The organism is Arenibacter echinorum, from assembly GCF_003259375.1.
GTDB classification, from domain to species: domain Bacteria; phylum Bacteroidota; class Bacteroidia; order Flavobacteriales; family Flavobacteriaceae; genus Arenibacter; species Arenibacter echinorum.
Genome location: NZ_QLLN01000005.1, coordinates 57889 through 83165, shown reverse-complemented (window position 1 = coordinate 83165; position 25277 = coordinate 57889). Strand labels below are relative to the sequence as shown.

Annotated in this window: 23 protein-coding genes; 13 read left to right on the top strand and 10 right to left on the bottom strand. The window is 39.0% G+C overall.

Annotated features, from left to right (window positions below):
* Window position 1: 1 nt before the first annotated feature.
* The 4 genes from LV92_RS13580 to tsaD form a co-directional block, all read right to left on the bottom strand.
* The gene (locus LV92_RS13580; protein ID WP_111624201.1) at window positions 2-652 is read right to left on the bottom strand and encodes a DUF4159 domain-containing protein; all 651 of its coding nucleotides are present in this window, start codon (window positions 650-652) and stop codon (window positions 2-4) included.
* Window positions 653-783: 131 nt separating this feature from the next.
* Complete coding sequence (locus LV92_RS13575; RefSeq protein ID WP_111624200.1) at window positions 784-1488, bottom strand: 16S rRNA (uracil(1498)-N(3))-methyltransferase; 705 nt, start codon at window positions 1486-1488, stop codon at window positions 784-786.
* Between the two features lie 16 nt (window positions 1489-1504).
* The gene (locus LV92_RS13570) at window positions 1505-1852 is read right to left on the bottom strand and encodes a TfoX/Sxy family protein (RefSeq protein ID WP_111624199.1); all 348 of its coding nucleotides are present in this window, start codon (window positions 1850-1852) and stop codon (window positions 1505-1507) included.
* Between the two features lie 125 nt (window positions 1853-1977).
* A complete protein-coding gene (gene tsaD, locus LV92_RS13565) occupies window positions 1978-3003 on the bottom strand; it encodes a tRNA (adenosine(37)-N6)-threonylcarbamoyltransferase complex transferase subunit TsaD (protein WP_111624198.1) in 1026 nt (341 codons plus the stop codon).
* Window positions 3004-3111: 108 nt separating this feature from the next.
* Here tsaD and LV92_RS13560 point away from each other — a divergent pair, with 108 nt between their 5' ends.
* The 4 genes from LV92_RS13560 (at window position 3112) to LV92_RS13545 (ending at window position 10560) form a co-directional block, all read left to right on the top strand.
* Window positions 3112-7416, top strand: coding sequence for a translocation/assembly module TamB domain-containing protein (locus tag LV92_RS13560; protein ID WP_245946382.1), 4305 nt, complete (start codon window positions 3112-3114; stop codon window positions 7414-7416).
* 195 nt (window positions 7417-7611) lie between these two features.
* A complete protein-coding gene (pfkA, locus tag LV92_RS13555) occupies window positions 7612-8598 on the top strand; it encodes a 6-phosphofructokinase (protein ID WP_111624197.1) in 987 nt (328 codons plus the stop codon).
* Window positions 8599-8622: 24 nt separating this feature from the next.
* Window positions 8623-9624: a type I glyceraldehyde-3-phosphate dehydrogenase gene (gene gap / locus LV92_RS13550; protein ID WP_093976896.1), complete on the top strand. Its 1002-nt coding sequence runs from the start codon at window positions 8623-8625 to the stop codon at window positions 9622-9624.
* A gap of 84 nt (window positions 9625-9708) precedes the next feature.
* Complete coding sequence (locus LV92_RS13545; RefSeq protein WP_111624196.1) at window positions 9709-10560, top strand: N-acetylglucosamine kinase; 852 nt, start codon at window positions 9709-9711, stop codon at window positions 10558-10560.
* Here LV92_RS13545 and LV92_RS13540 read toward each other — a convergent pair.
* From LV92_RS13540 to LV92_RS13530, 3 genes are read right to left on the bottom strand one after another with little or no spacing between them, the layout of a single operon-like run.
* Window positions 10553-10933, bottom strand: coding sequence for a RidA family protein (locus LV92_RS13540; RefSeq protein WP_111624195.1), 381 nt, complete (start codon window positions 10931-10933; stop codon window positions 10553-10555). The two genes, LV92_RS13545 and LV92_RS13540, sit on opposite strands and share 8 nt — an antisense overlap.
* Window positions 10934-10960: 27 nt before the next feature.
* Window positions 10961-11740: a hypothetical protein gene (locus LV92_RS13535; protein WP_111624194.1), complete on the bottom strand. Its 780-nt coding sequence runs from the start codon at window positions 11738-11740 to the stop codon at window positions 10961-10963.
* Window positions 11741-11800: 60 nt separating this feature from the next.
* Complete coding sequence (locus LV92_RS13530; RefSeq protein ID WP_111624193.1) at window positions 11801-12514, bottom strand: class I SAM-dependent methyltransferase; 714 nt, start codon at window positions 12512-12514, stop codon at window positions 11801-11803.
* Window positions 12515-12576: 62 nt separating this feature from the next.
* On the opposite strand from LV92_RS13530, the gene LV92_RS13525 reads away from it, so the two are divergent.
* Both LV92_RS13525 and LV92_RS13520 read left to right on the top strand, forming a co-directional pair.
* On the top strand, window positions 12577-13074 hold the full coding sequence (locus LV92_RS13525) for a YkgJ family cysteine cluster protein (RefSeq protein WP_111624192.1): 498 nt from the start codon (window positions 12577-12579) through the stop codon (window positions 13072-13074).
* Between the two features lie 97 nt (window positions 13075-13171).
* On the top strand, window positions 13172-14023 hold the full coding sequence (locus tag LV92_RS13520; RefSeq protein ID WP_111624191.1) for a sterol desaturase family protein: 852 nt from the start codon (window positions 13172-13174) through the stop codon (window positions 14021-14023).
* Here LV92_RS13520 and LV92_RS13515 read toward each other — a convergent pair.
* Window positions 14014-15261 (bottom strand): exo-beta-N-acetylmuramidase NamZ family protein, encoded by a 1248-nt coding sequence (locus tag LV92_RS13515; RefSeq protein ID WP_111624190.1) that lies wholly within the window; start codon window positions 15259-15261, stop codon window positions 14014-14016. The two genes, LV92_RS13520 and LV92_RS13515, sit on opposite strands and share 10 nt — an antisense overlap.
* A gap of 3 nt (window positions 15262-15264) precedes the next feature.
* Between LV92_RS13515 and LV92_RS13510 the strand changes: the two genes are divergently transcribed.
* The 4 genes from LV92_RS13510 (at window position 15265) to LV92_RS13495 (ending at window position 19254) form a co-directional block, all read left to right on the top strand.
* Window positions 15265-16506 carry an ABC transporter permease gene (locus tag LV92_RS13510; protein ID WP_111624189.1) on the top strand — a complete coding sequence of 414 codons (1242 nt, stop codon included), beginning with the start codon at window positions 15265-15267 and terminating at the stop codon, window positions 16504-16506.
* A gap of 70 nt (window positions 16507-16576) precedes the next feature.
* On the top strand, window positions 16577-17356 hold the full coding sequence (locus LV92_RS13505; RefSeq protein ID WP_111624188.1) for an aldose epimerase family protein: 780 nt from the start codon (window positions 16577-16579) through the stop codon (window positions 17354-17356).
* Window positions 17357-17366: 10 nt separating this feature from the next.
* Window positions 17367-17999, top strand: coding sequence for a Crp/Fnr family transcriptional regulator (locus LV92_RS13500; protein ID WP_111624187.1), 633 nt, complete (start codon window positions 17367-17369; stop codon window positions 17997-17999).
* A gap of 70 nt (window positions 18000-18069) precedes the next feature.
* Complete coding sequence (locus tag LV92_RS13495; protein WP_111624186.1) at window positions 18070-19254, top strand: cytochrome-c peroxidase; 1185 nt, start codon at window positions 18070-18072, stop codon at window positions 19252-19254.
* A gap of 18 nt (window positions 19255-19272) precedes the next feature.
* Here LV92_RS13495 and LV92_RS13490 read toward each other — a convergent pair whose 3' ends face one another.
* Entirely contained in the window at window positions 19273-20151 is an 879-nt protein-coding gene (locus tag LV92_RS13490; RefSeq protein WP_111624185.1) for a 3-keto-disaccharide hydrolase, read from the bottom strand.
* Between the two features lie 147 nt (window positions 20152-20298).
* Here LV92_RS13490 and LV92_RS13485 point away from each other — a divergent pair, with 147 nt between their 5' ends.
* From LV92_RS13485 to LV92_RS22085, 3 genes are all read left to right on the top strand, one after another.
* On the top strand, window positions 20299-22023 hold the full coding sequence (locus tag LV92_RS13485; RefSeq protein WP_111624184.1) for a SulP family inorganic anion transporter: 1725 nt from the start codon (window positions 20299-20301) through the stop codon (window positions 22021-22023).
* 212 nt (window positions 22024-22235) lie between these two features.
* Window positions 22236-23645 carry an MBL fold metallo-hydrolase gene (locus LV92_RS13480; RefSeq protein WP_111624183.1) on the top strand — a complete coding sequence of 470 codons (1410 nt, stop codon included), beginning with the start codon at window positions 22236-22238 and terminating at the stop codon, window positions 23643-23645.
* 70 nt (window positions 23646-23715) lie between these two features.
* A complete protein-coding gene (locus LV92_RS22085) occupies window positions 23716-23844 on the top strand; it encodes a hypothetical protein (RefSeq protein WP_258364839.1) in 129 nt (42 codons plus the stop codon).
* Between the two features lie 41 nt (window positions 23845-23885).
* Here the strand turns inward: LV92_RS22085 and LV92_RS13475 are convergent, their stop codons facing one another.
* Entirely contained in the window at window positions 23886-25265 is a 1380-nt protein-coding gene (locus LV92_RS13475; RefSeq protein WP_111624182.1) for an exonuclease domain-containing protein, read from the bottom strand.
* Window positions 25266-25277: the final 12 nt, after the last annotated feature.

Genomic DNA, 25277 nt, shown 5'->3' with positions numbered 1-25277 from the left:
TTTAACTTTTAAAAACATAGGAGATTATATTGGCCCCCATTTGTAAAGCCTTAAGGCGTACATCTTGGGGGTCGTTATGCACTTCTGGGTCTTCCCATCCGTCCCCAAGGTCACTTTCAAATGTAAAAAGAAGGATAAGGCGGTTTTGCTCAAAGATGCCAAACGCTTGTGGCCGTTTGCCATCATGTTCATGTATCTTGGGCAATCCTTTTGGAAATTGGAACTGTTGACGAAAAATAGGGTGGTCTGCACCTAATTCCGTGAGTTCCTTGTCCGGAAATACTTTGGCTAGTTCTTTGCGCAGGTAGGGTTCCATTCCATAATTGTCATCTATGTGCAAAAACCCGCCTGCCAATAAATAGGTTCTTAAATTTTCTGCTTCTTCCTCGGAAAAAAAAATGTTTCCATGCCCCGTCATATGTAAAAAGGGATATTGAAAAATATTAGGGCTGCCTACTTCCACTGTTTGCGGCTTGGGGTCAATGGTAGTCCTAAGTTGTTGGTTGCAGAATTTTATTAGGTTAGGAAGTCCTGTAGGGTTGGCGTACCAATCACCTCCACCTCCATATTTTAAAATGGCAATTTCCTGCGCATGTAAATTTTCGGCCAAATAAAAATTGAATATTAATAATATTGCAACTAGTTGCTTCATATGCACTTGGATAATTACGATATTCAAATTTAAGAATATTAACCAGTTAAAAAACTAAAAGGGCTACCTATAACCTTAATGGGTTTGTAGCCAAAAACTAATTTTTATTAATAGTATGCCTTAAAGGAGCATTACAAGTTAACTAGGGCAATGGTGGTACAGGCCACAATGGCTGCAGTTTCTGTACGCAACCTGGTGTTTCCCAAAGCAACCGCTTGAAATCCGTTGTCCAAGGCCAATTTTATCTCTTCAGGAGAGAAATCACCTTCCGGGCCAATTAATACGGTACTATTTCTTTTGGCCGCTGCACAATGAGCTAGTTCCTTTTTTTTATCTTCCTCGCAATGTGCTATGTACAGTTCCCCATTTTTGGGTTGGGTAATGAATTCTTTAAAGGAAATGGCTGGATTTAATTGTGGCAAATAGGATTGTAGGGACTGTTTCATGGCGGCTTGGATAACCTTCTCCATTCTGTCCATTTTAATGACCTTTCTTTCGGAATGATCGCAAATAATGGGAGTAATTTGATGAACTCCAATTTCTGTAGCTTTTTCCAAAAACCACTCGAAACGATCGTTAAGTTTTGTTGGAGCCACAGCCATATGGAGTTCATACGGTTTTGGCGGTAAATGAGTTTGGGAAATTATTTTTGCCCTACATTTTTTATGGTCCGGAACAAGTATTTCGGCTTCAAACCAAAGACCTTTGCCGTTGGTGATTTGCAAAATATCGCCCGAACTTTTCCGCAATACTTTGGAAATATGTCGACTTTCATCGGGAGGAAAAATAAATTGGTCCGTGTTGTTTTCTAATTCGGGATGGTAGAAAAGTTGCATGAGGTAGTAGTGAAGTTTACAGTTCGTTCAATTTTTGTTTGGCGTGTTCAAGTCCTAATTCAATGTAATTTAATAACTGTTCCTCAGTAGCAATACCCTCGTGGGAAACATAGACGAATTCTTTCATGGGACGTTTTGCAAAATCCATGAGTCTTACGTGTTCGGAACTCAGAACTCCCTCCATTTTATTGGATATGACCCTGACCATAAGATTGTCTTTTATAATACCTACGGTCATTTTTCCATGATACAAAAAGGCAATTCCTCCAAACATTTTCTTTTCGGTTATATTCGATCGGACGGCTTGTGGCTGTATTTCAAAACTTGCCCTAATACGTTGTGCAAATTGTTCGTTGTATGCCATAATATTTTAAAGTTCCAAGATACGAATTCAAAAAAAATGATTTGCCCTAGTAATGGACTATCTAGGAACGGGGAACACAAGTATTCAGTATACCTTGAACCATGAACCTTGAACTTTTCACCTTGTTATTGGATCACATATCTTGCCTTGGCGGTAACACTTTGATCTACAAAGTCCATTTCTTTATATTTTAAATATCCTACAATACCTATCATGGCGGCATTGTCCGTGCAATATTCAAATTTAGGGATATACGAGGTCCATCCCCATTTTTCCTCTGCTTTCTTAAGGGCCTGTCTAATGCCCGAATTTGCAGACACTCCACCGCCAATGGCTATTTGTGTAATACCGGTCTGCTTTACGGCCTTCTTCATTTTATCCATTAGAATATTGATGATGGTATATTGGATGGATGCACAGATATCGTTCAAATTTTCAGCGATAAAATTGGGATTATTTTTTGTTTCCCGCTGTATAAAATACAGAATACTGGTCTTTAGACCACTAAAACTAAAGTTTAATCCGTCTACCTTGGGCTTGGGAAAAGGGAAAGCTTTTGGGTTTCCCAACTGCGCATATTTGTCTACCAAAGGTCCACCTGGATACGGAAGTCCCAATATTTTTGCGCTCTTGTCATAGGCTTCCCCTACCGCGTCATCCAAGGACTCGCCTAAAATTTCCATGTCAAAGTAATCCTTTACCAGTACTATTTGCGTATGTCCTCCACTAATGGTCATTGCCAAAAAGGGGAAGGAAGGCATTTTGTAATTTTCTTCCTCAATAAAATGCGATAAAATATGGGCTTGCATATGGTTTACCTCAATTAATGGAATGCCCAACCCCAAGGATAGGGATTTGGCAAAAGAGGTTCCTACCAATAAAGATCCCATAAGTCCTGGTCCGCGTGTAAAAGCTATGGCGGATAACTGTTTTTTATCGATATTTGCTTTGGCTAATGCTTGGTGCACCACAGGCACAATATTTTGTTGGTGTGCCCTTGAGGCGAGTTCGGGAACAACCCCCCCATACTCCTCATGAATTTTTTGCGTGGCCACAATATTGCTTAGTGTCCTATTGCCGCACAATACAGCGGCAGAAGTGTCATCGCACGAGGATTCAATGGCTAAAATATAAATAGTTTTATTATCCACTTTGTTTGGAATAAAATTTGAATGTACAAAGGTAAAACATAAAGCCCTATCAAAAAATTAAGAAAAATTCTGGTCAGAGTATTTTTGGTGCTCGTTCTTATTTGCGTTTTGGGCAGTGTAATACTTTCCTTGCCATTTGTCCAGACCCGTTTTGCCAAGTATGCCACTACCGAAATCAATAAAGAATTTGGTACCAATATAAATATTGAACGCTTAAGGATATCCCTTATTTCCTGGGATACCTCACTTAAAGGTGTTTATATTGAGGATTACAAGCAGGATACCCTGTTCTATATAGACAATTTAAGTACCTCCATCCTTAATGTACGGAATTTGGTGAACGGTAAATTGGAATTTGGCGACATAGCAATTGAAAGACTAAATTTTAAACTTAGGACCTACCAGGACGACAAGAGCACCAATCTTGAGGTGTTTATTGATAAGTTGGACGATAAAAAACCCCGTGCCCCGGGTACACCTCCCTTTTATTTTTCTTCCTCCGATGTAGAAATAAGCGATAGTAAATTTAAGCTCATAGACGAAAATAGGGAAACAACGGAGATGTTGAATTTTGTGGATCTTAATATCTCCGCTTCCGATTTTACCATTGTTGGTCCCGATGTTACGGCCAATATTCAAAAGATGTCCTTTAATAGCAAAAGGGGAGTGGTGGTCAATGAAATGGCAACCGAATTCAAGTATACAAAACAGCAGATGCGTTTTGACTCCCTAAGTATCAAGACCCCACAATCCCATTTAATGGGCAAGGTAATATTCGATTATGAAAGGGAGGATTTTAAGGACTTTTTGAACAAAGTGAAAATTGATGCCGAATTCATAGAATCTACCGTGGCCTTAAATGAAGTGAACTTATTATATAATGAATTTGGAAGTGATATCATTGTTTCATTCTCCACTATTGTTGATGGGGTATTGAACGATTTGAATACCAACGATCTGTTTTTAACAACGGATAATACGGGAATCCGTGGGGATTTTAATTTCAAGAATCTTTTTACGAAGGATGCCGGTTTTGTGCTTGAAGCGAATATGAAGAATGTAACCTCCAGTTACTATGAATTAAGGGCCTTACTGCCGAATATTTTGGATGTACTACCGTCTTCGATCCAGAAATTGGGCCAGTTTACGGTTAGGGGAGATGCCCTCATCACGGAATCTTCAATAAATACCAAAGCCAACATCAATACCCTTATAGGAAGTAGTTATGTTGATCTTGAACTTACCGATATTGATCATATAGACGATGCCTCTTACAAGGGTTTTGTGTCGTTGATCGATTTTGATCTTGGAAATTTAATCGAATCCGATAAGGTAGGGATTACAACTCTGGATTTTAATGTGGAAGGCAAGGGGATGGTCATGGAATATTTAAACACCGAGGTAATAGGGCAGGTTTATTCCATAAATTTTAATGGCTACGACTATAAGAATATCAATGTATCGGGTATACTTAAAGAGCAGCTATTTGATGGTTCCCTGTTATGTAGTGATGAAAATATTCAATTTAGTTTTAAGGGCTTGGCGGATTTTGCGGAAAACAGGAATAATTTCAATTTTATTGCCTCGGTAGATTATGCCGACCTTAAAAAGATAAACTTTATAAATGATAGTGTATCCATTTTTAAGGGGGATATTAATATGGATATTACTGGTAATTCCTTGGACAACATTGTAGGGGATATAAAATTTACCAAAACAAATTACCAGAACAAGAACGAAACCTACTACTTTGAGGATTTTAAGGTCTCGTCTACCTTTGAAAATGACAGCACCCGAATTATCGATATTAATTCACCGGATATTATTACCGGTTACTTGAAGGGTAACTTTAAAGTTAAGGAACTAGGCAGGTTACTGCAAAATTCCTTGGGAAGTATTTACACCAATTATAGACCTTTCAATATATCGGCAAATCAGAGATTGGCATTTAATTTCAAAATCTACAACAAGATTGTGGACGTGTTTTTTCCGGAGGTAAAGTTTGATCCCAATACCTTTATTAGGGGAAATATTATTGCCGATGAAGGGGATTTTAAACTAACGTTTAAATCGCCCAGTATAGTTGCCTACGGTAATGAATTGGATAACATAGACGTTAAGATTGATAATAAGAACCCCTTATTCAATACCTACGTCTCTATCGGTGATCTGGCAACCCCCTACTATGATGTAAAGGATTTTAATCTGATCAATACGACCTTAAAGGATACCCTGTTTTTTAGAACGGAATTTAAGGGGGGGAGCGAATATAATGATAGTTACAACCTCAATTTCTATCATACCTTCAACAAGGAGAACAAGTCTGTTATTGGTCTAAAAACTTCCGATGTTAGTTTTAAAGGAAATAAATGGATACTCAACAAGGATGGAAACAATAAGAATAAGGTAATAATCAACAAAACGCTCGATAGCATTTCCATTGAGGAAGTGGTAATGAACAATAATGAACAGGAACAAATTAGGTTACGGGGACAGCTTGCAGATTCAACCTATAAGGATATCGAGCTTCAGTTTAAGATTGTTACCCTAGGAAAGATTACACCGGCCATAGACAGTCTTAAGTTGCATGGGGAGGTGAACGGTACCTTGAACGTTCTGCAGAAGGACAATGTTTATCTGCCTTCCTCCAATTTGAATATTAAAAATTTTGGAATCAACAATATTACCTTGGGAGATTTGGCCATTGGTATAGTAGGCAATAGGGATTTGACCGATTTTGTGGTGAACACTTCCTTGGTGGACAAGGGGTCTGAGAAGCTTAGTGTGGTCGGGAATATTTCCAATAGGGAGGAGATTCCGCAGGCAAATCTCATAGTAGACTTCAATAATTTTAATTTAGAGCCTTTTAGTCCCTTGGGAGAGGGCGTTATTACCAATATTCGGGGCTTGCTACAGGGCAGTGCCATTTTAAAGGGACCTATAAATAATCCCAATTGGAGCGGTGTACTGTCTTTAAATGAAGCGGGTATTGCCATTCCCTATTTAAATGTGGATTATAGTTTTGCTCCGTACTCTAGGGTAAAGTTATCGGACCAGACCTTTCATTTTCAGAAGATCAAACTTACCGATGTGGCCATGAATACCAAGGCAACCTTGGATGGCACCATAACCCATAGATTATTTAAGGATTGGAGCTTGGACTTGGATGTAGATACCAATAATGACCGTTTTTTAATACTTAATACACCGTTCAAGGAAGAGGTATTGTACTATGGAGCTGGGTATTTAAATGGTACGGGAAGAATTTTCGGACCAACCAATGCCCTTACCATCAATGTTGATGGAGAAACGGCAAGGGGCACTTCCTTAAAAATTCCAATTAGTGATGTAGTTAGCGTTGGGGATTTTTCATTCATCAATTTTGTGGGTAAGAAAGTGGAGGATACGGAAAAGGGACAAAGGGTTTTAAAGGAGGTAGAAGGGCTTGAGTTGGCCTTTAACCTAGATGTAACTCCTGATGCGGAAGTTGAAATTGTTGTAGATACCAAAACAGGCAGTTCCTTAAGGGGTACAGGTGCGGGAATTTTGTTTATTGAAATCAATACCAACGGTAAATTTAATATGTACGGGGATTTCGTGGTAGTGACGGGGCAGTTTCGCTATAAGTTCGGCGGTATTGTGGATAAGACCTTTAAAGTAAAACCGGGAGGTAATATTACCTGGGAAAGGGAACCCTTGGCGGCGCAATTAAATATGGAGGCCGTATATGCCTTAAATGCAAATCCTGCTCCGCTCTTGGATAATCCTGGCTATACAAGACGTATACCTACCGATGTGGTGGTAAGGCTGACCGGGGAGTTGGAAAGTCCCGTTATAGATTGGAGGATAGAATTTCCAGGTACCAATTCCATAGTTAAATCCGAATTGGAATACAGATTGCAGGATCCCACAATTGCAGAAAAAAATGCTCTTTTCCTATTGGCACAAGGCTCTTTCGTAAATGAACAAACAGGAATAAATCAACAGGCTGTTACAGGGAATCTGCTTCAATCTGCCTCGGGAATACTCAATTCCCTATTGGCGGGCGACAACGACAAACTAAATTTTGGATTGTCTTATGAACAAGGTATTTTGGATAGAACCACAGATATTCAGACAGAGAATAGATTAGGGGTAACCTTGTCTACCCAGATCAGTGAAAGGGTACTACTTAATGGAAGGGTTGGGGTCCCGGTAGGCGGAGTATCGGAAACCGTTGTTGCCGGAGACGTGGAAGTTCAGATTTTATTGAACGAAGAAGGGACCCTTAGTGCCAAAATATTCAATCGGGAAAATGAAATACAGCAATTTCTGGCGGATCGTCAGGGATATACCCAAGGTGTTGGACTTTCCTATCAAGTAGACTTCGACAGTTTTAAAGAGCTATTGCGTAAAATATTAAGGAGTAATTAATGCTATTTTTAATCCTTTTTAGTTGTTTTGGGCAATTTCTAAATAATCACTTTTCCTGAAGAATTGATTATGAATTTAACAATTTCCAAGAAATTATTCAACGAAAACGTTGGAGTGGTCCGTTGTTGTCAAATTAAAGCCAAAGTCGGGTAATTATTGAAATAAGTTTGCTAGTTTTGTTTTTTTAAAATTTTTATGGCTTCAGCAATAAAAAAGATTGGTGTTTTTACATCAGGAGGAGACTCACCGGGAATGAATGCTGCTATTAGGGCAGTAGTACGTACATGTGCCTATTTGAAGGTTGAATGCGTTGGTATCTATAGAGGATATGAAGGTATGATGGAAGGTGATTTTAAGGTAATGGATGCCCGTAGTGTGAACAACATAATAAACAAGGGAGGTACAATCCTTAAATCTGCCCGTTGTTTGCCTTTCAGGACCAAGGAAGGCCGTCAAATAGCTTACGATCAATTAAAAAAGGCGGGTATAGATGCATTTGTAGTTATTGGGGGAGATGGAAGCTTTACAGGTGCCTTGACCTTTAATAAGGAATTTGATTTTCCAGTAATCGGAATCCCTGGTACTATAGACAATGATATATTTGGAACCACTTATACCTTGGGATTTGACACGGCATTGAATACCGCCGTTGAATGTATCGATAAAATTAGGGATACGGCCAGTTCGCACAATAGACTGTTTTTTGTAGAAGTTATGGGACGGGATGTTGGCCATATCGCCTTAAATGCAGGTGTTGGTGCTGGAGCGGAAGAGATTTTGATTCCTGAGGAAAACTTGGGACTCGAAAGATTGTTGGAATCTTTGAAACGCAGTAAGCAATCCGGAAAATCATCAAGTATTGTTGTGGTAGCGGAAGGTGATAAAACAGGTAAAAATGTTTTTGAACTAAAAGAGTACGTAGAAGAACATCTTCCCATATACGATGTGCGTGTATCCGTTTTGGGACATATGCAAAGAGGTGGGGCACCATCCTGTTTTGACCGTGTTTTGGCAAGTAGAATGGGTGTTAAGGCAGTAGAAGCATTGTTGGAAGGGAAAACAAACTTAATGGTGGGAATACAGGATAATACAATTACCCTGACCCCAATCAGTAAGGCAATAAAAGGACATACAAAAATTGATAAGGAGCTTATGAGGGTTTCCGATATCATGACAACATAATTTTAAACATTAAAAACAAAAGAAATGTCAAACTTGAAAATAGGGATTAACGGTTTCGGTAGAATTGGGAGATTGGTCTTCAGGGCTACTGTAGAAAGAGATAATGTGGATGTAGTTGCTATTAACGATTTGCTGGATGTAGAACATCTTGCTTATTTGTTGGAATATGATTCGGTTCATGGAAAATTTAATGGTACTGTTGAAGTAAAAGATGGTAATTTGGTAGTAAACGGTAAAACGGTTAGGATTACTGCTGAAAGAGATCCAAAGAATTTGAAGTGGGATGAGGTTGGTGCCGATATCGTTGCTGAATGTACCGGTATTTTTACTACTTTGGAAACTGCACAATATCATATAGATGGTGGTGCTAAAAAAGTGGTTATTTCAGCTCCTTCCAGCAATGCTCCTATGTTTGTAATGGGTGTTAACCATAAGGAAGTTAAAGCATCCGATACAATTGTTTCAAATGCTTCTTGTACTACCAACTGTTTGGCTCCTTTAGCAAAAGTATTGAACGATAGTTTTGGTATAGAAGAGGCTTTAATGACAACTGTACACGCCACAACAGCTACTCAAATGACAGTTGATGGTCCTTCCAGAAAAGATTGGAGAGGTGGTAGAAGTGCTCTATTGAACATTATTCCAGCTTCAACAGGTGCTGCCAAGGCGGTAACCAAGGTTATTCCATCCTTGTTGGGTAAACTAACAGGTATGGCCTTTAGAGTACCAACTGCCGATGTTTCCGTAGTGGATTTAACGGTACGTTTGGAGAAGGAGACTTCTTATGAGGAGATCAAGAAGGCATTTAAAAAGGCTTCTGAAGGAGAATTGAAAGGTATTTTGGGTTATACTGAAGAAGCAGTTGTTTCCCAAGATTTTATTGGGGATGCTAGAACCAGTATTTTTGATGCTGGAGCTGGAATTGAATTGAATTCTAAATTCTTCAAAGTTGTTTCTTGGTATGATAACGAGTCTGGATATTCCAATAAATTGGTTGACTTAGCGCAATACATCCATAAATTATAGTCTATTAGGGTAATAATTAGAAGAATCCTGAGATTAAGCGATATTTTGCTTATTTTCAGGATTCTTTATTAATAATCTTGTTATATGATATTGATTGTAGATAGTGGTGCAACAAAATCGGATTGGATTGCCTTGGATGAGAAGGGCAACCAGTTGTTCATGACCCAAACCTTAGGATTAAGTCCTGAAGTATTGACGCGTCCTGTAATCGAAGACCGTTTGGCCAATAATTTTGAACTTTCCAAGAATAGGTCGGAAGTTACCCACTTGTACTTTTATGGTGCGGGTTGTGGAACCGATAGGATGAAAAAGTTTTTAACAGAGATTTTTAATGATTTTTTTCCAAATGCCCAGGCAGAGGTAAAGGAAGATACCTATGCGGCCATATTTGCCACCACAAAAATAGGACAGCACGGAATTGTATGTATTTTAGGTACGGGTTCCAATTGCAGCTATTATGACGGTGAGAAATTACATCAAAAGGTTACCTCTTTGGGATACATTCCTATGGATGATGGTAGTGGTAACTTTTTTGGAAGGAAATTGATAAGGGATTATTACTTTAATAAGATCCCAATGGATTTGGCAACCAAGTTTGCGAAGGAATACAATTTGGATGCAGATGTAATCAAGGAGAATCTTTACAAACAGCCCAATCCAAATACGTATTTGGCCACTTTCGCCAGATTTATAGTGGAAAACAAAAACCACCCTTATTGCAGAGGGGTAATTGATAAGGGCTTTCAGCAGTTTGTGAACAACTACATTATGCAGTTTGAATTGGCCACTAAGGTACCAGTAAGTTTTGTAGGCAGTATAGCCTATTACCTGCGGGAAGAACTTGCCACAGTCGTAGAAAGAAACGATCTGATCCTAGGTGTTATAAGACAAAGACCCATTGAAGGTCTGGTTGAATTTCACAAAAGCTCTATTTAATAGCTATCATAGATATTTCAACATTTACAAATTTGGGAAGATTGGCAACTTCTACAGTTTCCCTAGCTGGTGCGGTATCCGCATCAAAATAGGCGCCATAGACTTCATTTATTTGTGAAAACTGGTGCATATCCTTTACGAAAATCGATGATTTAACAACATTTTCAAAAGTCATTCCTGCTTCTGTAAGAATGGCTTTTAAGTTTTGCATGGATTGCTCGGTTTCCTTTTTAATATCCCCTGACACCAAATCCCCGGTTTTTGGGTCTATGGGAATTTGCCCTGAGATATACAGTGTATTTCCTGCTAGGACAGCTTGGTTGTAAGGCCCTATTGGGGCAGGTGCGTTTGTGGTAGTAACTATTTTTTTCATTTGCTATAATAGGTTTTCGTGTAAGAGTTATTTGCCTCCATAAGCTTGAAGATCTAGAAGGCACTCTGGACCAAAACTGGGGATTGCCCCATTTTTGGCCGTTAACATTTTGGCCATCCCCCATCCAAATTGGAGCTCTGCCCGCATTAGGCAATTCTGTTCGGTACAATGGCTTTTGGCATCAGGGTCCTCATGATCGTTTACAGACTCTGTTCCCAAGTTTACCAAACCAAATAAATGTCCTGCCTCGTGGTTTAAGGTAGCTGTTTCTACGGTAGCAGTACTGATCAAAGAACTCTTCGAGGCCAAATTTCTTATGGTAGCTTCGTAAATGACCATAGAGGTATTCCGGTAAACGGCGCCAAGAGTTACTAGATCTTCATCGGGATTGTCATCACTGGCAGTGGCATCGGTAAAATAGATATACAGTCCCAAGGTGTCACCACTATTGTATACGGTTCTATTTTCTTTTTCCAAATCAAATACTTCGTCAATGGACAGACTATCCTTTTTGGGAGAGTCCAATTCCTTGTAAATAATGCTTATGTTATCCTTATAGGTACGCTCGTTTAGAAGGTCTACAAAATTGGAAACGGCCGTTTCTGTAGGCGCAAAATTCGTTACATAAGCAATTTCGATGACCAAGTTTTTAAAATTGGTGTCGGAAAGCAAGTCGTTTGCAGAATCGCCCGGACCTTTTAGGTTGGCCGTTTTATCTACCTTTAGGGTATCGCTGTCGGTGGAGTCCTTGGAACAACCTAGGAATAGGGTAAAGGTCAACAAAAACACTAAGGATAATTTCTTCATTATTGTCAGTTTTTATTAAAGGACTGTCACTTTTAGGGTAACGAAAAATATCGCTCCGTATTACCCCATTACGGTAAGTTTGGCTAAATAGTCGTAATGTTTTCCTTTGCTTACAAGCTCACAAGTTAAGTTATTTGCATTTGCCGCACGTTGCAAAGTGTTATAATCCAAATATAACCAATCCAAGGCTTCGCTTTTCTCACCTTGATATTCCATTTCAAAGGTGACTTCCCCGTAGTAATTTTGATCATCGGGAATCCAATAGCCCCCATCTTCATCTTCATCGTACATATAAATGATATCGCTGGAATCCAAAAGTATCTGACCCTTAGGTTTTAAGAGCGACTTTAAATGTGAAAAGAACTGGTCTATGTTTTTTAATTTCCCCACTATCCCAATGCCGTTCATAAGCATTAAGAGGGTATCGTATTTTTGAAGATTAAAATCCTGAATATCTTGTAATACGGTATGCTCAATGCCCCTTAGTTTGCAGGTTTCAATGGCTCCGGGAGATTGGTCCAGAGCTGTAACGGCAAGACCTTTTTTTTGTAAATACAGGCTATGGCTGCCTGCTCCACAACCTATATCCAAGATATTGCCGTTGCAAAGCTTTAATGCTTTTTGTTCTAAGGGGGGCATTTTCTTAAAGTCCCGAAATAGGTATGGAATGGGTATTATATCCTCCTCATCCAATGACGAATAGGTCTTGATATCTTCAGAATAATTACCAGATTGGTAATCTAAAAGCGCCTTGCCCAGAATGTCCTTAGCCATTAAATTTGTTATTTACATGCAAATGTGGGACTTTTAACCAACTTTTAAAAGTTTATTCCATAATGGATGAGGTAATTAAGCAACTTCCTAAGCTGGCTCAGGAAAAACATAATGAGAATAAGAAATTCTTTGGCAAACTACGGAAAAAACCCCCGAAGGATTTGGACTATATCATGCAGGACCTGCACGAGGCGGAGTTTAGAAAAACCGATTGTTTAAACTGTGCCAATTGTTGCAAGACCACGGGTCCCCTTTTTACCAATGCGGATATAGAGCGTATTGCCAAACATTTTCGTATGAAACCCCAAAAATTTATTGATCAATTTTTGAGGTTGGACGAGGAGAATGATTATGTGCTACAAAGTGTTCCCTGTACTTTTTTAGGAGCCGATAATTATTGCTCCATTTATGAGGTAAGGCCTAAGGCTTGCCGCGAATTTCCACATACCGACAGGAAAAAATTTCACCAAATAAGTAATCTTACCTTAAAGAATGTGGCTATTTGTCCGGCGGCTTATAATATAGTGGAAGAAATGAAAAAAATAATTAAGCTAAAGTAGCCTAATTCCTAAATATTCCCCGATTGTCAACTGGTAACTCCGAATTACTTTGTTGAAGGGTAATTATTTAAATACAACTATTTTGTAAATTTAGACTATGGAAGCCATTTACAATTATTTTGAAACTATCCCTCCTGCACACCGAAGTATCATATTGGTTTCAGGAATTGCCTTTTTTTGGATTTTGGAGTATGTTATTCCCCTGTTTCAGTTAAAATATAGCAAGCTAAGACATGCGGGTATCAATATTTTTTTCACCCTAACCACCATCTTGGTAAATTTTCCATTGGCCTTTTTGTTGTTAAAAACCAGTGATTGGACCATAGCTAATAATTTTGGGATCCTGCAGTGGTTGCCGGTCATGCCCTTATGGCTAAAGGTATTGTTGGGGGTAATGATGCTGGACTTTCTCAGTGCCTGGTTGGCCCATTGGGTAGAACACAAGGTAAAGGTGCTTTGGGGCTTTCATCTAATTCATCATACAGATCATGAGGTAGATACCACAACTGCCAACCGGCATCATCCGGGAGAAAGTGTAGTGCGATTTATTTTTACTTGTTTTGGAACTTTTGTGGTAGGGGCACCTGTTGCCATCATTATGATATATCAGGCTCTTTCGGTTATATTGTCGCAATTTAACCATGCCAATATTTCACTGCCCAAAACGGTGGATGATGTGTTGAGCTGGGTCATTGTTTCTCCAGATATGCACAAAGTACACCATCATTATAAATTACCCTATACGGATAGTAATTATGGCAATATATTTTCTATTTGGGATAGACTACTTGGGACCTTTATGAAATTGCCCAATAGTGAGATTATATATGGTGTTGATACCTATCCCAATGAAAAGGAAAATTCTGATCTGGGCGCTTTATTGAAAATTCCCTTTAAACCTTATAAATCCCCGGAAAAAATGGATGTAAAATCTACTGGTCAATTGTAAATTAAATATTTGACCCTTATTTTCTGGAATTGATCAATATCTTCCTGCCAGGTTTTCTTTATTTCCTCCTGGGAAAGTCCGGCTTCGATCTGCTTTTGTAATTCTTTAGTGCCGGCATGCCTAGTAAAGCCACTTGTGTTAAAAAATAGGCTCTTGTCCTTGGTGTTTTTGTAAGCGTCCAATATATAATCCAAATTCACCGTATTTGTTTTAGGGGTCTGGGAGAGATCCTTTCCAAAACAAATTTTGCCATTCTCTTTTGGGTCCTTAGAGCCAAAATTGGGTGCAGGGGTATATTTGAAATTGTATTTGGTGCTGTCCAAAAAGGAGGCGCCGTAACGTTGAAACTGAAACTCTGTTCCACGACCTGCATTTACATTGGTACCTTCAAATAATCCCAAACTAGGGTAGAGGTAAATAGAAGTATTATTGGGAAGGTTGGGGGAAGGCCTAATAGGTAAAATGTAATCTTTCTGGTGATTGTAATTTTCCATTGGGATTACGGTCAGGTCGGATACAACTTTGTTTTCCATCCAGCCTTCTTTGTTGATCATATTGGCATATTCCCCAATGGTCATCCCGTAAACCAAGGGAATATTGGTCATTCCCAAAAAGCCCCTGTGTTCGGTTTCCATGGTAGGACCATCTACGTAATGTCCGTTCGGATTGGGTCTGTCCAATACAATTACTGGAATATTGTTTTCTGCACAAGCCTCCATGACCAATTGCATGGTCGCAATATAGGTATAGAAACGTACCCCTACATCCTGAATATCGAACAGTATAACATCAATATGCTGCAATTGTTCTTTGGATGGCTTACGGTTTTTTCCGTATAGGGAAATTATGGGAAGTCCAGTTTTTTCGTCCTTTCCATCGCTTACCTTTTCCCCGGCATCGGCTTCTCCCCGAAACCCGTGTTCTGGAGCAAATACTTGTTTAATATTGATGTCCTTGGCCAAAAGGGAATCCACAATATGAGTATAGGACAAGGGGTGGGTATCCTTAAAGATGACACTGGTCTGATTGGCTACAATTCCAACTCTTTTTCCTTTGAGCAAAGGCAGGTAAGCTTCCGTTCTGTTGGCTGCTATGATTATGGGAAGATCGGTTGCAAGGGTATCCCGTGCTACTGCGGAATTTAGTTCTTTATTATGCGTTTTGGTGTGGTTTCCACAAGCAGAAAGTGTAAAAAACAATAATAAAACTGTATTTTTGAAAATGGAAAAAACTGCCATAAATTGAATTTAGAATTTTTTATTGCCAAACGCCTTGTTACAGGTAAAGAGCATAAAATTAGTATATCTGCACCAATAATAAAAATAGCTATTGCGGCAATTGCATTGGGTGTGATAATGATGTTGGTGGCCATTTCTACCGGGGTTGGTCTAAAATATAAAATACGGGAAAAGATAGCAGCCTTTAACGGCCACATCCAGATATATAACTACGACAACAACACTTCGGATGTTTCCATGGTTCCTGTTTCCCTTGATCAGGAATTTTATCCGGAATTTAAATCCGTCAGCGGCATACAGCATATTCAGGGAGTAGCCACCAAGGCGGGGATAATAAGAACCGAAGAGACTTTTGAAGGCATTCTGGCAAAAGGTGTTGGGGCAGATTATAATTGGGATGTATTTAAAGAGTTTTTGGTGGATGGGGAACTACCTAATTTTGAAGGGGAAATTAATAATGAAACATTGATATCCCAGGTTTTGTCCAATCGTTTAAATTTGAAAACCGGGGACTCTTTCGTTGCTATATTCTTTAAGGAAGATGATGCATCCAAGATGCCCAATCAAAGGAAATTTACTATAACGGGTATTTACGACAGTGGTTTTGAAGAACTGGATGGCTCATATATTTTTATTGATCTGCGCCACATTCAACATATGAATAAATGGGCGGATAATGAAGTGGGAAACTTTGAAATTTTTGTTGATGATTTTGATGAAATGGACAATAAGGCCAAGGAAATTTATGGGAAGACCTTATCGAATTTGGATACACAGACCATAAAGGACAAGTATTATAGGATTTTTGAATGGCTTGGACTTTTCGATTTTAACATAGCATTGATCATTGGTATAATGATCATCGTAGGAGGTATCAATATGATAACCGCCCTGCTCGTTTTAATATTGGAGAGGACGCAAATGATTGGGATCTTAAAGGCCTTGGGGTCGTCCAATTGGAGTATACGCAAGATATTTTTATATAATGCCGCTTATTTGATAGGTGTTGGACTCTTGTTGGGCAATATCGTTGGATTGGGTATTATAGGGTTGCAGTATAAATTTCGGATGTTCAAATTTCCCAACCCCAAGGAGTATTATATAGATTATATTCCTGTACACCTTGATGTGATGACGGTAGTTTTACTCAATATTGGTGTTTTAATTTTATGTTTGTTGATGTTGCTTTTGCCTTCCTATATAATAACTAAAATTTCTCCGGTAAAGGCCATACAGTTCGAATAGCATGTTGTAATTTTTTTAAGTCTTGAATCAATAACAAAGTAATAACTTTCCTCTTTAAAAGTAAAAGTAGATGGTGAAGCTAAAACTACATAATCAAATAGTGAAAATATATGAAGGGGAACTGGTAGGCTACTCAGCGGATGGCCACGAGTATATTCACCAAAAAGGTAGCCCAGGATGGCGAAACTCGGATACCGAAATGTTTCCAATAATAGGACCCACCAATGAGGCAAATTTTAGGGTCACGACCCCCAGAGGTACAGCTGTGCAGGATCAACACGGCCTATTGAGGGAAATGGCATACCAACTTGTTTCCCAAACCAATACCAAAGCCATCTTTAGAAAGCTATATGTTTCCAGTACCCCAATAACGAACTCTAAATATCCCTCTAAATCCACGGAGGAATATTTGTCATGGCCATATAATTTTGAATTTACGAAGTCCTACGAGATTTTGGAAAACGGATTAAAAATTCAATTCACAATTACAGGAGAAGAAGGAATGCCCTTTATGTTGGGATATCATCCTGCATTTAAGCTATATTCGGAAAATGTCTCCATAAGAACGGCTGATCGTAACATTTCCCTACAGGAGGTACTCGATGTGGGCAGTAGGGCCTTAGCGGTTATGGACTGCAATTTCCTTACCTTAGTGGATGTTGGAGAGCTTAGTATAAAAACCGAAGGCTTTGGGAATTTTATGTTGTGGACAGAGGTTCCCAATATGCTGTGTATAGAACCAATTTCCTTTTATCCCTATGCGGTAAGCCAGGAGAAATTACACAGTGGATTTCATACGGTAAATATGTCTGAAAGTATTTTTTCGGTAATAATACAACCTAACATTTGATACGATAAGAATGACAGAAGCATTACAATTACATTATGGTTATCTTTTTGAACCAGAGTTGTTAGAGGAAATTAGGACGGTGGGCAGCTATAAAAAAGTTAGTCAAGGCCAAACTCTAATGGAAATTGGAGATAATATTAAGTCTATGCCCTTGTTGCTAAGCGGAGCCATTAAGGTTTTACGGGAAGATGATGATGGCAATGAACTGTTGTTGTACTTCGTAGAAAAAGGAGATACTTGCGCCATGACTTTTTCTTGTTGTATGGGGAACAAAACAAGTGGAATTAGGGCCGTGGCCGAAACGGATACCGAATTATTGATGATCCCGGTGAGTTACCTGGAGACATGGATGGGAAAATACAAATCATGGCAGAGATTTATCTTGGACAGTTATAATGCCCGTATGATGGAGCTTATGGAGACCATAGATACACTTGCTTTTCTACGAATGGATGAGCGGTTATTGAAGCACTTGCAGGATAAGGCCAAAGTAACCCACGACGATGTATTATATGCTACCCATCAAGAGATAGCCTACGACCTTCACACTTCACGAGTGGTGGTGTCCAGGCTATTGAAAAAAATGGAAAATGATGGTAAGATAGAACTTTATCGAAACCAGATAAAGGTGTTGGATCTATAATTTTTTAATGTTTAGGACTTGTTATTGAGAAGTTTAAGTGTTAATCTTGTCTTGGTAAAAGTAAAGATGTATGAGGTTTGGTTTATGTAATTATGTTATAGCCATAGTCCTGTGCGTAATTTTAGCGGGTTGTGGCAATTCTACCAAAAAAGGGGAAATAGATATGCCCCGTCCCAAGGAGATTGCCAAGGTTGCGGCCCTACCTCAGATTATAAAAACACCGATAGGAAATCCAAATTCCAAGGAGAAGGAACTTTTAGGGAAACTTCTTTTCTATGACCCTATTCTTTCAGGTGGTAAAGATATTGCATGTGCCAGTTGTCATCATCCCGCTACCGGATATGCCGAGTTTTTGGATCTGTCCATAGGTGCAAATGGTCAAGGGTTGGGAAGTAAAAGGGCGTTTAAGGAGCCCAACGAAATTCCCCTTATGAAACGCAATTCCCCCACCATTTTAAACACGGCATATAATGGAATACACGGGAAAGATGATTATGATCCGGAAAATGCCCCCATGTTTTGGGACGACCGTGTAAAAAGTTTGGAAAAACAGGCTTTGGAGCCCATCAAGACCTTGGAAGAAATGAAAGGTGTCCATTTTTCAAAGTCTCAAATTCTTACTGAAGTGGCAGCAAGACTTCAATCCATTCCTGAATACAAAAATCTTTTTGCAGAAGCTTTTGGTATGGATGCACCAATAGATAGTATTCATATTGGCATGGCCATTGCCTCTTTTGAAAGAACTTTAGTGGCCAATAATTCCCGATTTGATCAATATATGGCGGGAGATGTAAACGCCATATCCCATTCGGAAAAGGAAGGCTTGGAACTTTTTAAATCGGTAGGTTGCATCAATTGCCATAACGGGCCTATGTTTTCTGACTATAAGTTACACGTACTGGGAGTTCCGGAAAACAAGAAGGTTCCAGAACCGGATAGTGGATTCCAGGAAAGTTTTGCATTTAGGACCGCTTCTCTTAGGAATTTGCGTTTTACTGCACCCTATATGCATAATGGTGCCTTTCAAAATTTAAAACAGGTACTGGAATTCTATGAGGATATTTCCTTTGGAAAATCACGAAATCCCTCGGTATCCAAGGAAATGTTCGATCCCTTTGTAAGAGAGCTGCAACTAAGTGTTAAGGATATGTCCTTGATTATTTCTTTTTTGAATACCCTTAACGATGAAAATTTTGACAAGGAAATCCCAGAAAAGGTCCCTAGTGGATTGCCTGTAGGCGGAAATATTCAATAAGTGGTTGTTCCAGTGTAATTAGTTGTATTTACAATCCTCGGGGTCAGATTTAATAAAGTACTTACGATAATTGGAGGCTTTGGGGTCCATACAACCCTTTAGGTTTTTTAATTCCACTTTTCTAAAGTCTATGGGCTGTCCTTCTGCCTGTAAGGCTATAAAACCTTCCTTTAATAATTTACCGTCTATTTTTATCGCCGGATCATACCTGTTGGCTACACCACCCCCTATTTGTGGCTTGGTGTATTGCAATACCTCTTCTCCATTAATAATGTGGGTCACAATGGAATCTCCCAAGACAATAGCCTCTGCGCGTACCCATTGGTCTCCAAAATAGGTCTTGGAAGTAGAATTGATACAATGTCTTGGGTCAATTTTTCCTTCGAATACCACATCGGTTCCAGGAGAACACATATTTCCTGTGGGCCGCGATTTTCCTTCTTCCAAACCGGCCAATAACTGCAATTCTACCGAAATGGGCCAATCTTGTTCCTTGGGCATGGTCCTTGGGTCTTGGGAATGGAACATTACTCCACTATTCTTTATAGTATAACTTGGAGCCCCTGGGTGTAATTCGCCTACAAAACGATATTCTACCACAAAATGGTAGTAGGAATATGGGGTGTTGTAATACAGGTGGCCATAACGTTCATTAAAATCGCCCTCATATTTGTCATAGCGCACTTTTATGATACTGTCTTCTACCCTAAAGGTGTCTCCATAATTGTCCCCAACTTCATAATGGTGAATCTTGGTGGTCCAATCATTTATATCCTTTTTATTGAACATGGAAATCCAACCGTCGTTTTTTTCTTCTGAAACAGATTTTACCGTGCTGCACTGGCAAAGAAGTAAAGCAGCTGTTAAACAACTTATGAATAAGAGGATTTTATGCATATTCCAAGAATTTATATGAATTGAGAGCACAAGATAAAATATTTAATGTTAGTTAGTACCAACTTCAATTGAAGTAATGTGGGTAAAGGCTTAAATTCTGTAACCTTCGTTACATAGGAATAAGGTATTTAATACTAAATTTGGTGAATGAGGAGATTTTTACCTTTTTTGGATTGGCTTCCAAAATATAACAAAAACCTTTTTGGAAAAGATTTGGTGGCGGGCATAACCGTGGGTATAATTTTAATTCCCCAAGGTATGGCTTACGCTATGATTGCCGGACTACCACCGGTTTATGGTTTATATGCCTCATTGTTCCCCATTACGGTATATGCCTTTTTGGGTACGTCCAGGCAAATTGCCGTAGGTCCCGTGGCCATGGATTCGCTATTGGTGGCTGCTGGATTGGGGACCTTGGCCATAACAGGAGTGCAAAACTATATTTTAATGGCATTGTTCCTGTCTTTTATGGTAGGGGCATTTCAGTTGATATTTGGGTTTTTGCGCATGGGTTTTCTCGTAAACTTTATGTCAAGGCCTGTAATTAGTGGGTTTACCTCTGCTGCGGCCGTTATCATTATTTTTAGTCAATTAAAGCACTTACTGGGAGCGGATATCATTAATAGCAATAAATTTCACGAGCTGGTTATTAATGCTTTTCAGCATTTATCAGAAACCAATATTTATGATTTCTCAATTGGGATAATAGGAATTCTGATCATTGTTTCCTTTAAAAAATGGTTTGATAGATTTCCGGCCATATTGTTGGTTGTTGTGCTAAGTACACTTGTAGTTTACTTTTTCGATTTGGAAGCCTTTGATGTGCAGGTAGTTGGTGAAGTACCGGCAGGCCTTCCATCTTTTAATATTCATAGTTTTAGCATGGAAAAGGTAAGGGAAATATGGCCTATTGCCCTTACCGTGGCATTGGTTGGATATTTGGAGGCTATTTCCATTGGCAGGGCATTTGAAGAAAAAAATAAAGTGGAAACCATAGACCCCAACCAAGAGTTGATAGCATTGGGGGCTTCAAATATGATAGGTTCATTTTTTCAGTCCTATTCGGTTACTGCAAGTTTTTCCCGTTCTGCTATAAATTACGAGGCCGGTGCCAAGTCTACTGTGGCTTCGTTGATAAGTGTTGTTATGGTAGCTCTGACACTATTATTTCTTACCCCATTATTCTATAATTTGCCAAAGGCGGCACTGGCTTCCATAATTATGGTTTCCGTTTTTGGATTAATAGATCTTTCATATCCCAAAAAATTATGGAACCAAAGCAGGGATGAGTTTCTGGTTCTTTTGATAACTTTCTTAATTACCCTTGCAGTTGGAATTGTTGAGGGTATTTTAATAGGGGTGTTATTGTCTTTGCTCCTAATGGTATACAGGACCTCCAAACCCCATTTTGCAGTGTTGGGAAGTATTAAAGGGTCCGATTATTATAAAAATATTAGTCGTTTTGGTGATGAGGCCGAGGTTCGTCCTGACCTTTTGATCGTCAGGTTCGATTCCCAACTTTATTTTGGGAATTCAGGCTATTTTAAAAGTGAACTTTTCAAATTCATCAATGTTAAGGGCCGTTCTTTGAAGGCCGTGATTTTAAATGCTGAAGCCATTAATTATATAGATGCTAGCGCATCTACCATGTTGATGAATGTTATTGAAGAAATCCACAACCGGAACATCGAGTTTTATATCGCAGGCGCTACGGGACCCATTAGGGACATAATATTCAAGAGCGGAATTATCAACTGTCTACATAAAGAGTATCTTTTTGTAAAGATAAAGGAAGCCGTAGCCTACCATGATGATCCCAATACCATTCCCTTGCTTAGGGAAAGGGTAGCACATCAAAATCAAAGTAACTAATGTTGCATTTGGGGAGGTCTATATTATTTACCTTTGTAAATAATGGTGATTTTCTATAAAAAAATGTTTTGATTAAATTTTAATCACCCCGCAAAAAAAATAAGAGTAAGAAATGAGCCATAATAATCTTGGATACCAAAAGTAATATTATAAGGTAAATTAATCCCAATTGTTCTTGGGAGGGCTTATTAAAAACCAATAAATTTATACAGATGAAAATAGAACAGATTTATACAGGATGTTTGGCGCAGGGTGCGTATTATATAGAAAGTAAAGGTGAAGTGGCCATTATTGACCCCTTACGTGAGGTTGAACCTTATATAAAACGGGCCAAAGACGATGATGCCTCCATAAAATATATTTTTGAAACACATTTTCATGCAGATTTTGTGAGCGGGCACATTACCCTGTCCAAAGAAACAGGTGCCCCTATAGTGTATGGTCCCACAGCCAATCCTTCTTTTGACGCCATAATAGCTGAAGATGGTCAGGAGTTTAAGCTTGGGGATATCACTATCAAGGCCTTGCATACCCCAGGGCATACCATGGAAAGTACCACATATTTATTAAGGGATGAAAAGGGTAAGGATTATGCCATATTTTCTGGGGATACCTTGTTTTTAGGTGATGTAGGTCGACCAGATTTGGCGCAGAAGGCGGCCAATATGACCCAGGAGGATTTGGCCGGTTTATTGTTCAATAGTCTTAGAAACAAAATTATGCCTTTGGCAGATGATGTGGTGGTTTATCCCGCGCATGGTGCTGGTTCCGCCTGTGGAAAGAATATGATGAAAGAAACCGTGGATACCTTGGGCAATCAAAAGAAAATGAATTATGCCCTACGTGCCAATATGACCAAGGAGGAATTTGTTAAGGAGGTTACAGAAGGACTATTGCCACCTCCAAAATATTTTCCGCTCAATGTAAAGATGAACAAAGAGGGATATGAGGATATTGGGGAAGTATTGGAAAGGGGTACTACTGCTTTGTCCCCCGATGCATTTGAGGAGGCTGCCAATGCCACGGACGCAGTTATTTTGGATGTTAGACATCAGGACGAATTTGTAAAGGGATTTGTTCCGCGATCTATTTTTATAGGATTGGATGGGAGTTTTGCCCCTTGGGTAGGGGCCCTAATTGCTGATACCAAGCAGTCTATCTTACTGGTGGCTCCCGAAGGTAGGGAGGAAGAAACCATCATAAGACTGTCTAGGGTTGGCTTTGATGCCACTATAGGCTATTTAAAGGGAAGTTTCAAGGCATGGAAAAATTCAGGAAAGGAATATGATACCATTACTTCCATTGCTGCCAAAGACTTGAAAGAAACTCTCGATAATAAAGAAGTTCCTGTTTTTGATGTTAGGAAAGAATCGGAATACCTTTCCGAACATATGGAGAATGCGAACAACACTCCTTTGGATTTTTTAAATGACCATATGGCAGAATTTCCTAAGGAGGATACCTTTTATGTACATTGTGCGGGAGGATATAGGTCGGTTATAGCGGCATCCATTTTAAAAAGTAGGGGCATCCATAACCTAGTGGATATAGGAGGAGGCTTTGATCAGATAAAAGATTCTGGCTATAAGGTAACCGACTATGTTTGTCCTACTACGCTTTAAAAGTGATATTTATCATATTTTAAAATTCTGTTTGTATATATTTTAGCCAACTGAAATTAAAATTAGTAATATGATTTTACAATACTTGCCATTAGTAAACTGGAGTAATGGAATAGTAATGATTGCTGTTTTTGGCGCTGTTTGTGTTGGTCTGGTTACCGCCGTATTGATGTTGATGAACAGTGGTAAGAAAAAATAGGCTGGGTATTTCAAAAGTGTGATATACCCAACTATGTTTCTTCAAAAGGAAAGAGTGGTGAAAGAAATGGCCTTGTTGGGGTTTTTTCTTAAATACCAAGACAGAATCCGTTTGGTATCCATATTTTCTTTTTGGAGTTCCAAAAAATTTTCCAAGGAGTCAATACTATCTACCTGCTCGTGCCGTGGTATGAAACCATAACCCTTGTATTTGTTGTTGACCACTAATACAAAGGCTTCTTCCTTTGTGTGTCTGCCCTTTTCCTTGATTACTAAATTCTGGTTTTTGTCCATCAATTCATCAATGGCCATTTTTACTTTGGAATTATAGTCCATAGGCGATTCCGTTCCCCTACATATTCCAGTGCAGTTGGTGATACTATAATGGGAGCAGCTGCTAATATTTTCCTGTAGATGACAGAATTTAGGACATAAGCCGTAGTTTTTGCATAGTTCTTCCAAGAACAACCTGCAATCCGTGATGGTATTAAAAGTGGAAATTGGGTTGGGCGTCAATTTTAATTTGTTGTACGCCAGGTGTTGTATTCCGTTTCTATCTTCATAGGAAAATATGGCATACTCCGTTGGGGTGCGTTTCTGACTTTGATTGTAAAATGGGAAATGTTGTTTTATAGCTGCCGATTCCATTAAAAGAGCAATTAGCTCGTTCCCGGATAATTCAAAATCAATGTCGTGCGTGGCCTTGCACATCAAAATTTCTTTATTGGCCTTGTCATAAAAATGCCCAAGCACCCGTTTTTTGATATCAACGGCTTTACCCACATATATTATTGTTCCCTTTGCATCCTTAAAATAATAAATACCGGGGGAATTGGGCAGTCTTTCAAAAATTTCCTTAGGTAACAACGGTGGTAAGGTGGCTTCCTGGGAGCGTGCATTAAGAAATGATTTAAATACCTTTTCCGCACCATCGGACCTTAGTAATTTTTTAAATAAAATTACCGTGGCCTGGGCGTCCCCTTTGGCTCTGTGGCGGTCCGTTAAAGGAATATTCAAAGACGTGCATAATTTCCCCAAACTATAGGAGTTTAAGCCGGGAATAAGTTTTCTTGACAATCGTACCGTACATAATTTCTTGCGGGAAAAATTAATTCCGATATTCTGAAATTCATTTTTGATGACATTGTAGTCAAAATTTACGCTATGGGCTACAAATACAGTGTCCTGCGTTATTTCCAGTACCTTTGAAGCTATTTCTTCCCAAGTCGGGGCATTGCGCACCAGATTGTTGTCGATTCCCGTCAATCCCGTAATAAAGTAGGGAATTTCACATTCAGGGTTTACCAGGGAGGTATATTCATCAATGATTTCATAACCGTCGAATTTGAAAATGGAGATTTCAGTAATCTTATTTCCTTTTATCCCGTTTCCGGTAGTTTCTATATCAATGATGGTGTACATGTAATAAGGTGC

Bases quoted from the DNA above. Each gene is read 5' to 3' on its own strand.
- LV92_RS13580 (WP_111624201.1), bottom strand. From the start codon at position 652: ATGAAGCAACTAGTTGCAATATTATTAATATTCAATTTTTATTTGGCC.
- LV92_RS13575 (WP_111624200.1), bottom strand. From the start codon at position 1,488: ATGCAACTTTTCTACCATCCCGAATTAGAAAACAACACGGACCAATTT.
- LV92_RS13570 (WP_111624199.1), bottom strand. From the start codon at position 1,852: ATGGCATACAACGAACAATTTGCACAACGTATTAGGGCAAGTTTTGAA.
- pfkA (WP_111624197.1), top strand. From the start codon at position 7,612: ATGGCTTCAGCAATAAAAAAGATTGGTGTTTTTACATCAGGAGGAGAC.
- gap (WP_093976896.1), top strand. From the start codon at position 8,623: ATGTCAAACTTGAAAATAGGGATTAACGGTTTCGGTAGAATTGGGAGA.
- LV92_RS13545 (WP_111624196.1), top strand. From the start codon at position 9,709: ATGATATTGATTGTAGATAGTGGTGCAACAAAATCGGATTGGATTGCC.
- LV92_RS13540 (WP_111624195.1), bottom strand. From the start codon at position 10,933: ATGAAAAAAATAGTTACTACCACAAACGCACCTGCCCCAATAGGGCCT.
- LV92_RS13535 (WP_111624194.1), bottom strand. From the start codon at position 11,740: ATGAAGAAATTATCCTTAGTGTTTTTGTTGACCTTTACCCTATTCCTA.
- LV92_RS13530 (WP_111624193.1), bottom strand. From the start codon at position 12,514: ATGGCTAAGGACATTCTGGGCAAGGCGCTTTTAGATTACCAATCTGGT.
- LV92_RS13525 (WP_111624192.1), top strand. From the start codon at position 12,577: ATGGATGAGGTAATTAAGCAACTTCCTAAGCTGGCTCAGGAAAAACAT.
- LV92_RS13520 (WP_111624191.1), top strand. From the start codon at position 13,172: ATGGAAGCCATTTACAATTATTTTGAAACTATCCCTCCTGCACACCGA.
- LV92_RS13515 (WP_111624190.1), bottom strand. From the start codon at position 15,261: ATGGCAGTTTTTTCCATTTTCAAAAATACAGTTTTATTATTGTTTTTT.
- LV92_RS13505 (WP_111624188.1), top strand. From the start codon at position 16,577: ATGGTGAAGCTAAAACTACATAATCAAATAGTGAAAATATATGAAGGG.
- LV92_RS13500 (WP_111624187.1), top strand. From the start codon at position 17,367: ATGACAGAAGCATTACAATTACATTATGGTTATCTTTTTGAACCAGAG.
- LV92_RS13495 (WP_111624186.1), top strand. From the start codon at position 18,070: ATGAGGTTTGGTTTATGTAATTATGTTATAGCCATAGTCCTGTGCGTA.
- LV92_RS13490 (WP_111624185.1), bottom strand. From the start codon at position 20,151: ATGCATAAAATCCTCTTATTCATAAGTTGTTTAACAGCTGCTTTACTT.
- LV92_RS13485 (WP_111624184.1), top strand. From the start codon at position 20,299: ATGAGGAGATTTTTACCTTTTTTGGATTGGCTTCCAAAATATAACAAA.
- LV92_RS13480 (WP_111624183.1), top strand. From the start codon at position 22,236: ATGAAAATAGAACAGATTTATACAGGATGTTTGGCGCAGGGTGCGTAT.
- LV92_RS22085 (WP_258364839.1), top strand. From the start codon at position 23,716: ATGATTTTACAATACTTGCCATTAGTAAACTGGAGTAATGGAATAGTA.
- LV92_RS13475 (WP_111624182.1), bottom strand. From the start codon at position 25,265: ATGTACACCATCATTGATATAGAAACTACCGGAAACGGGATAAAAGGA.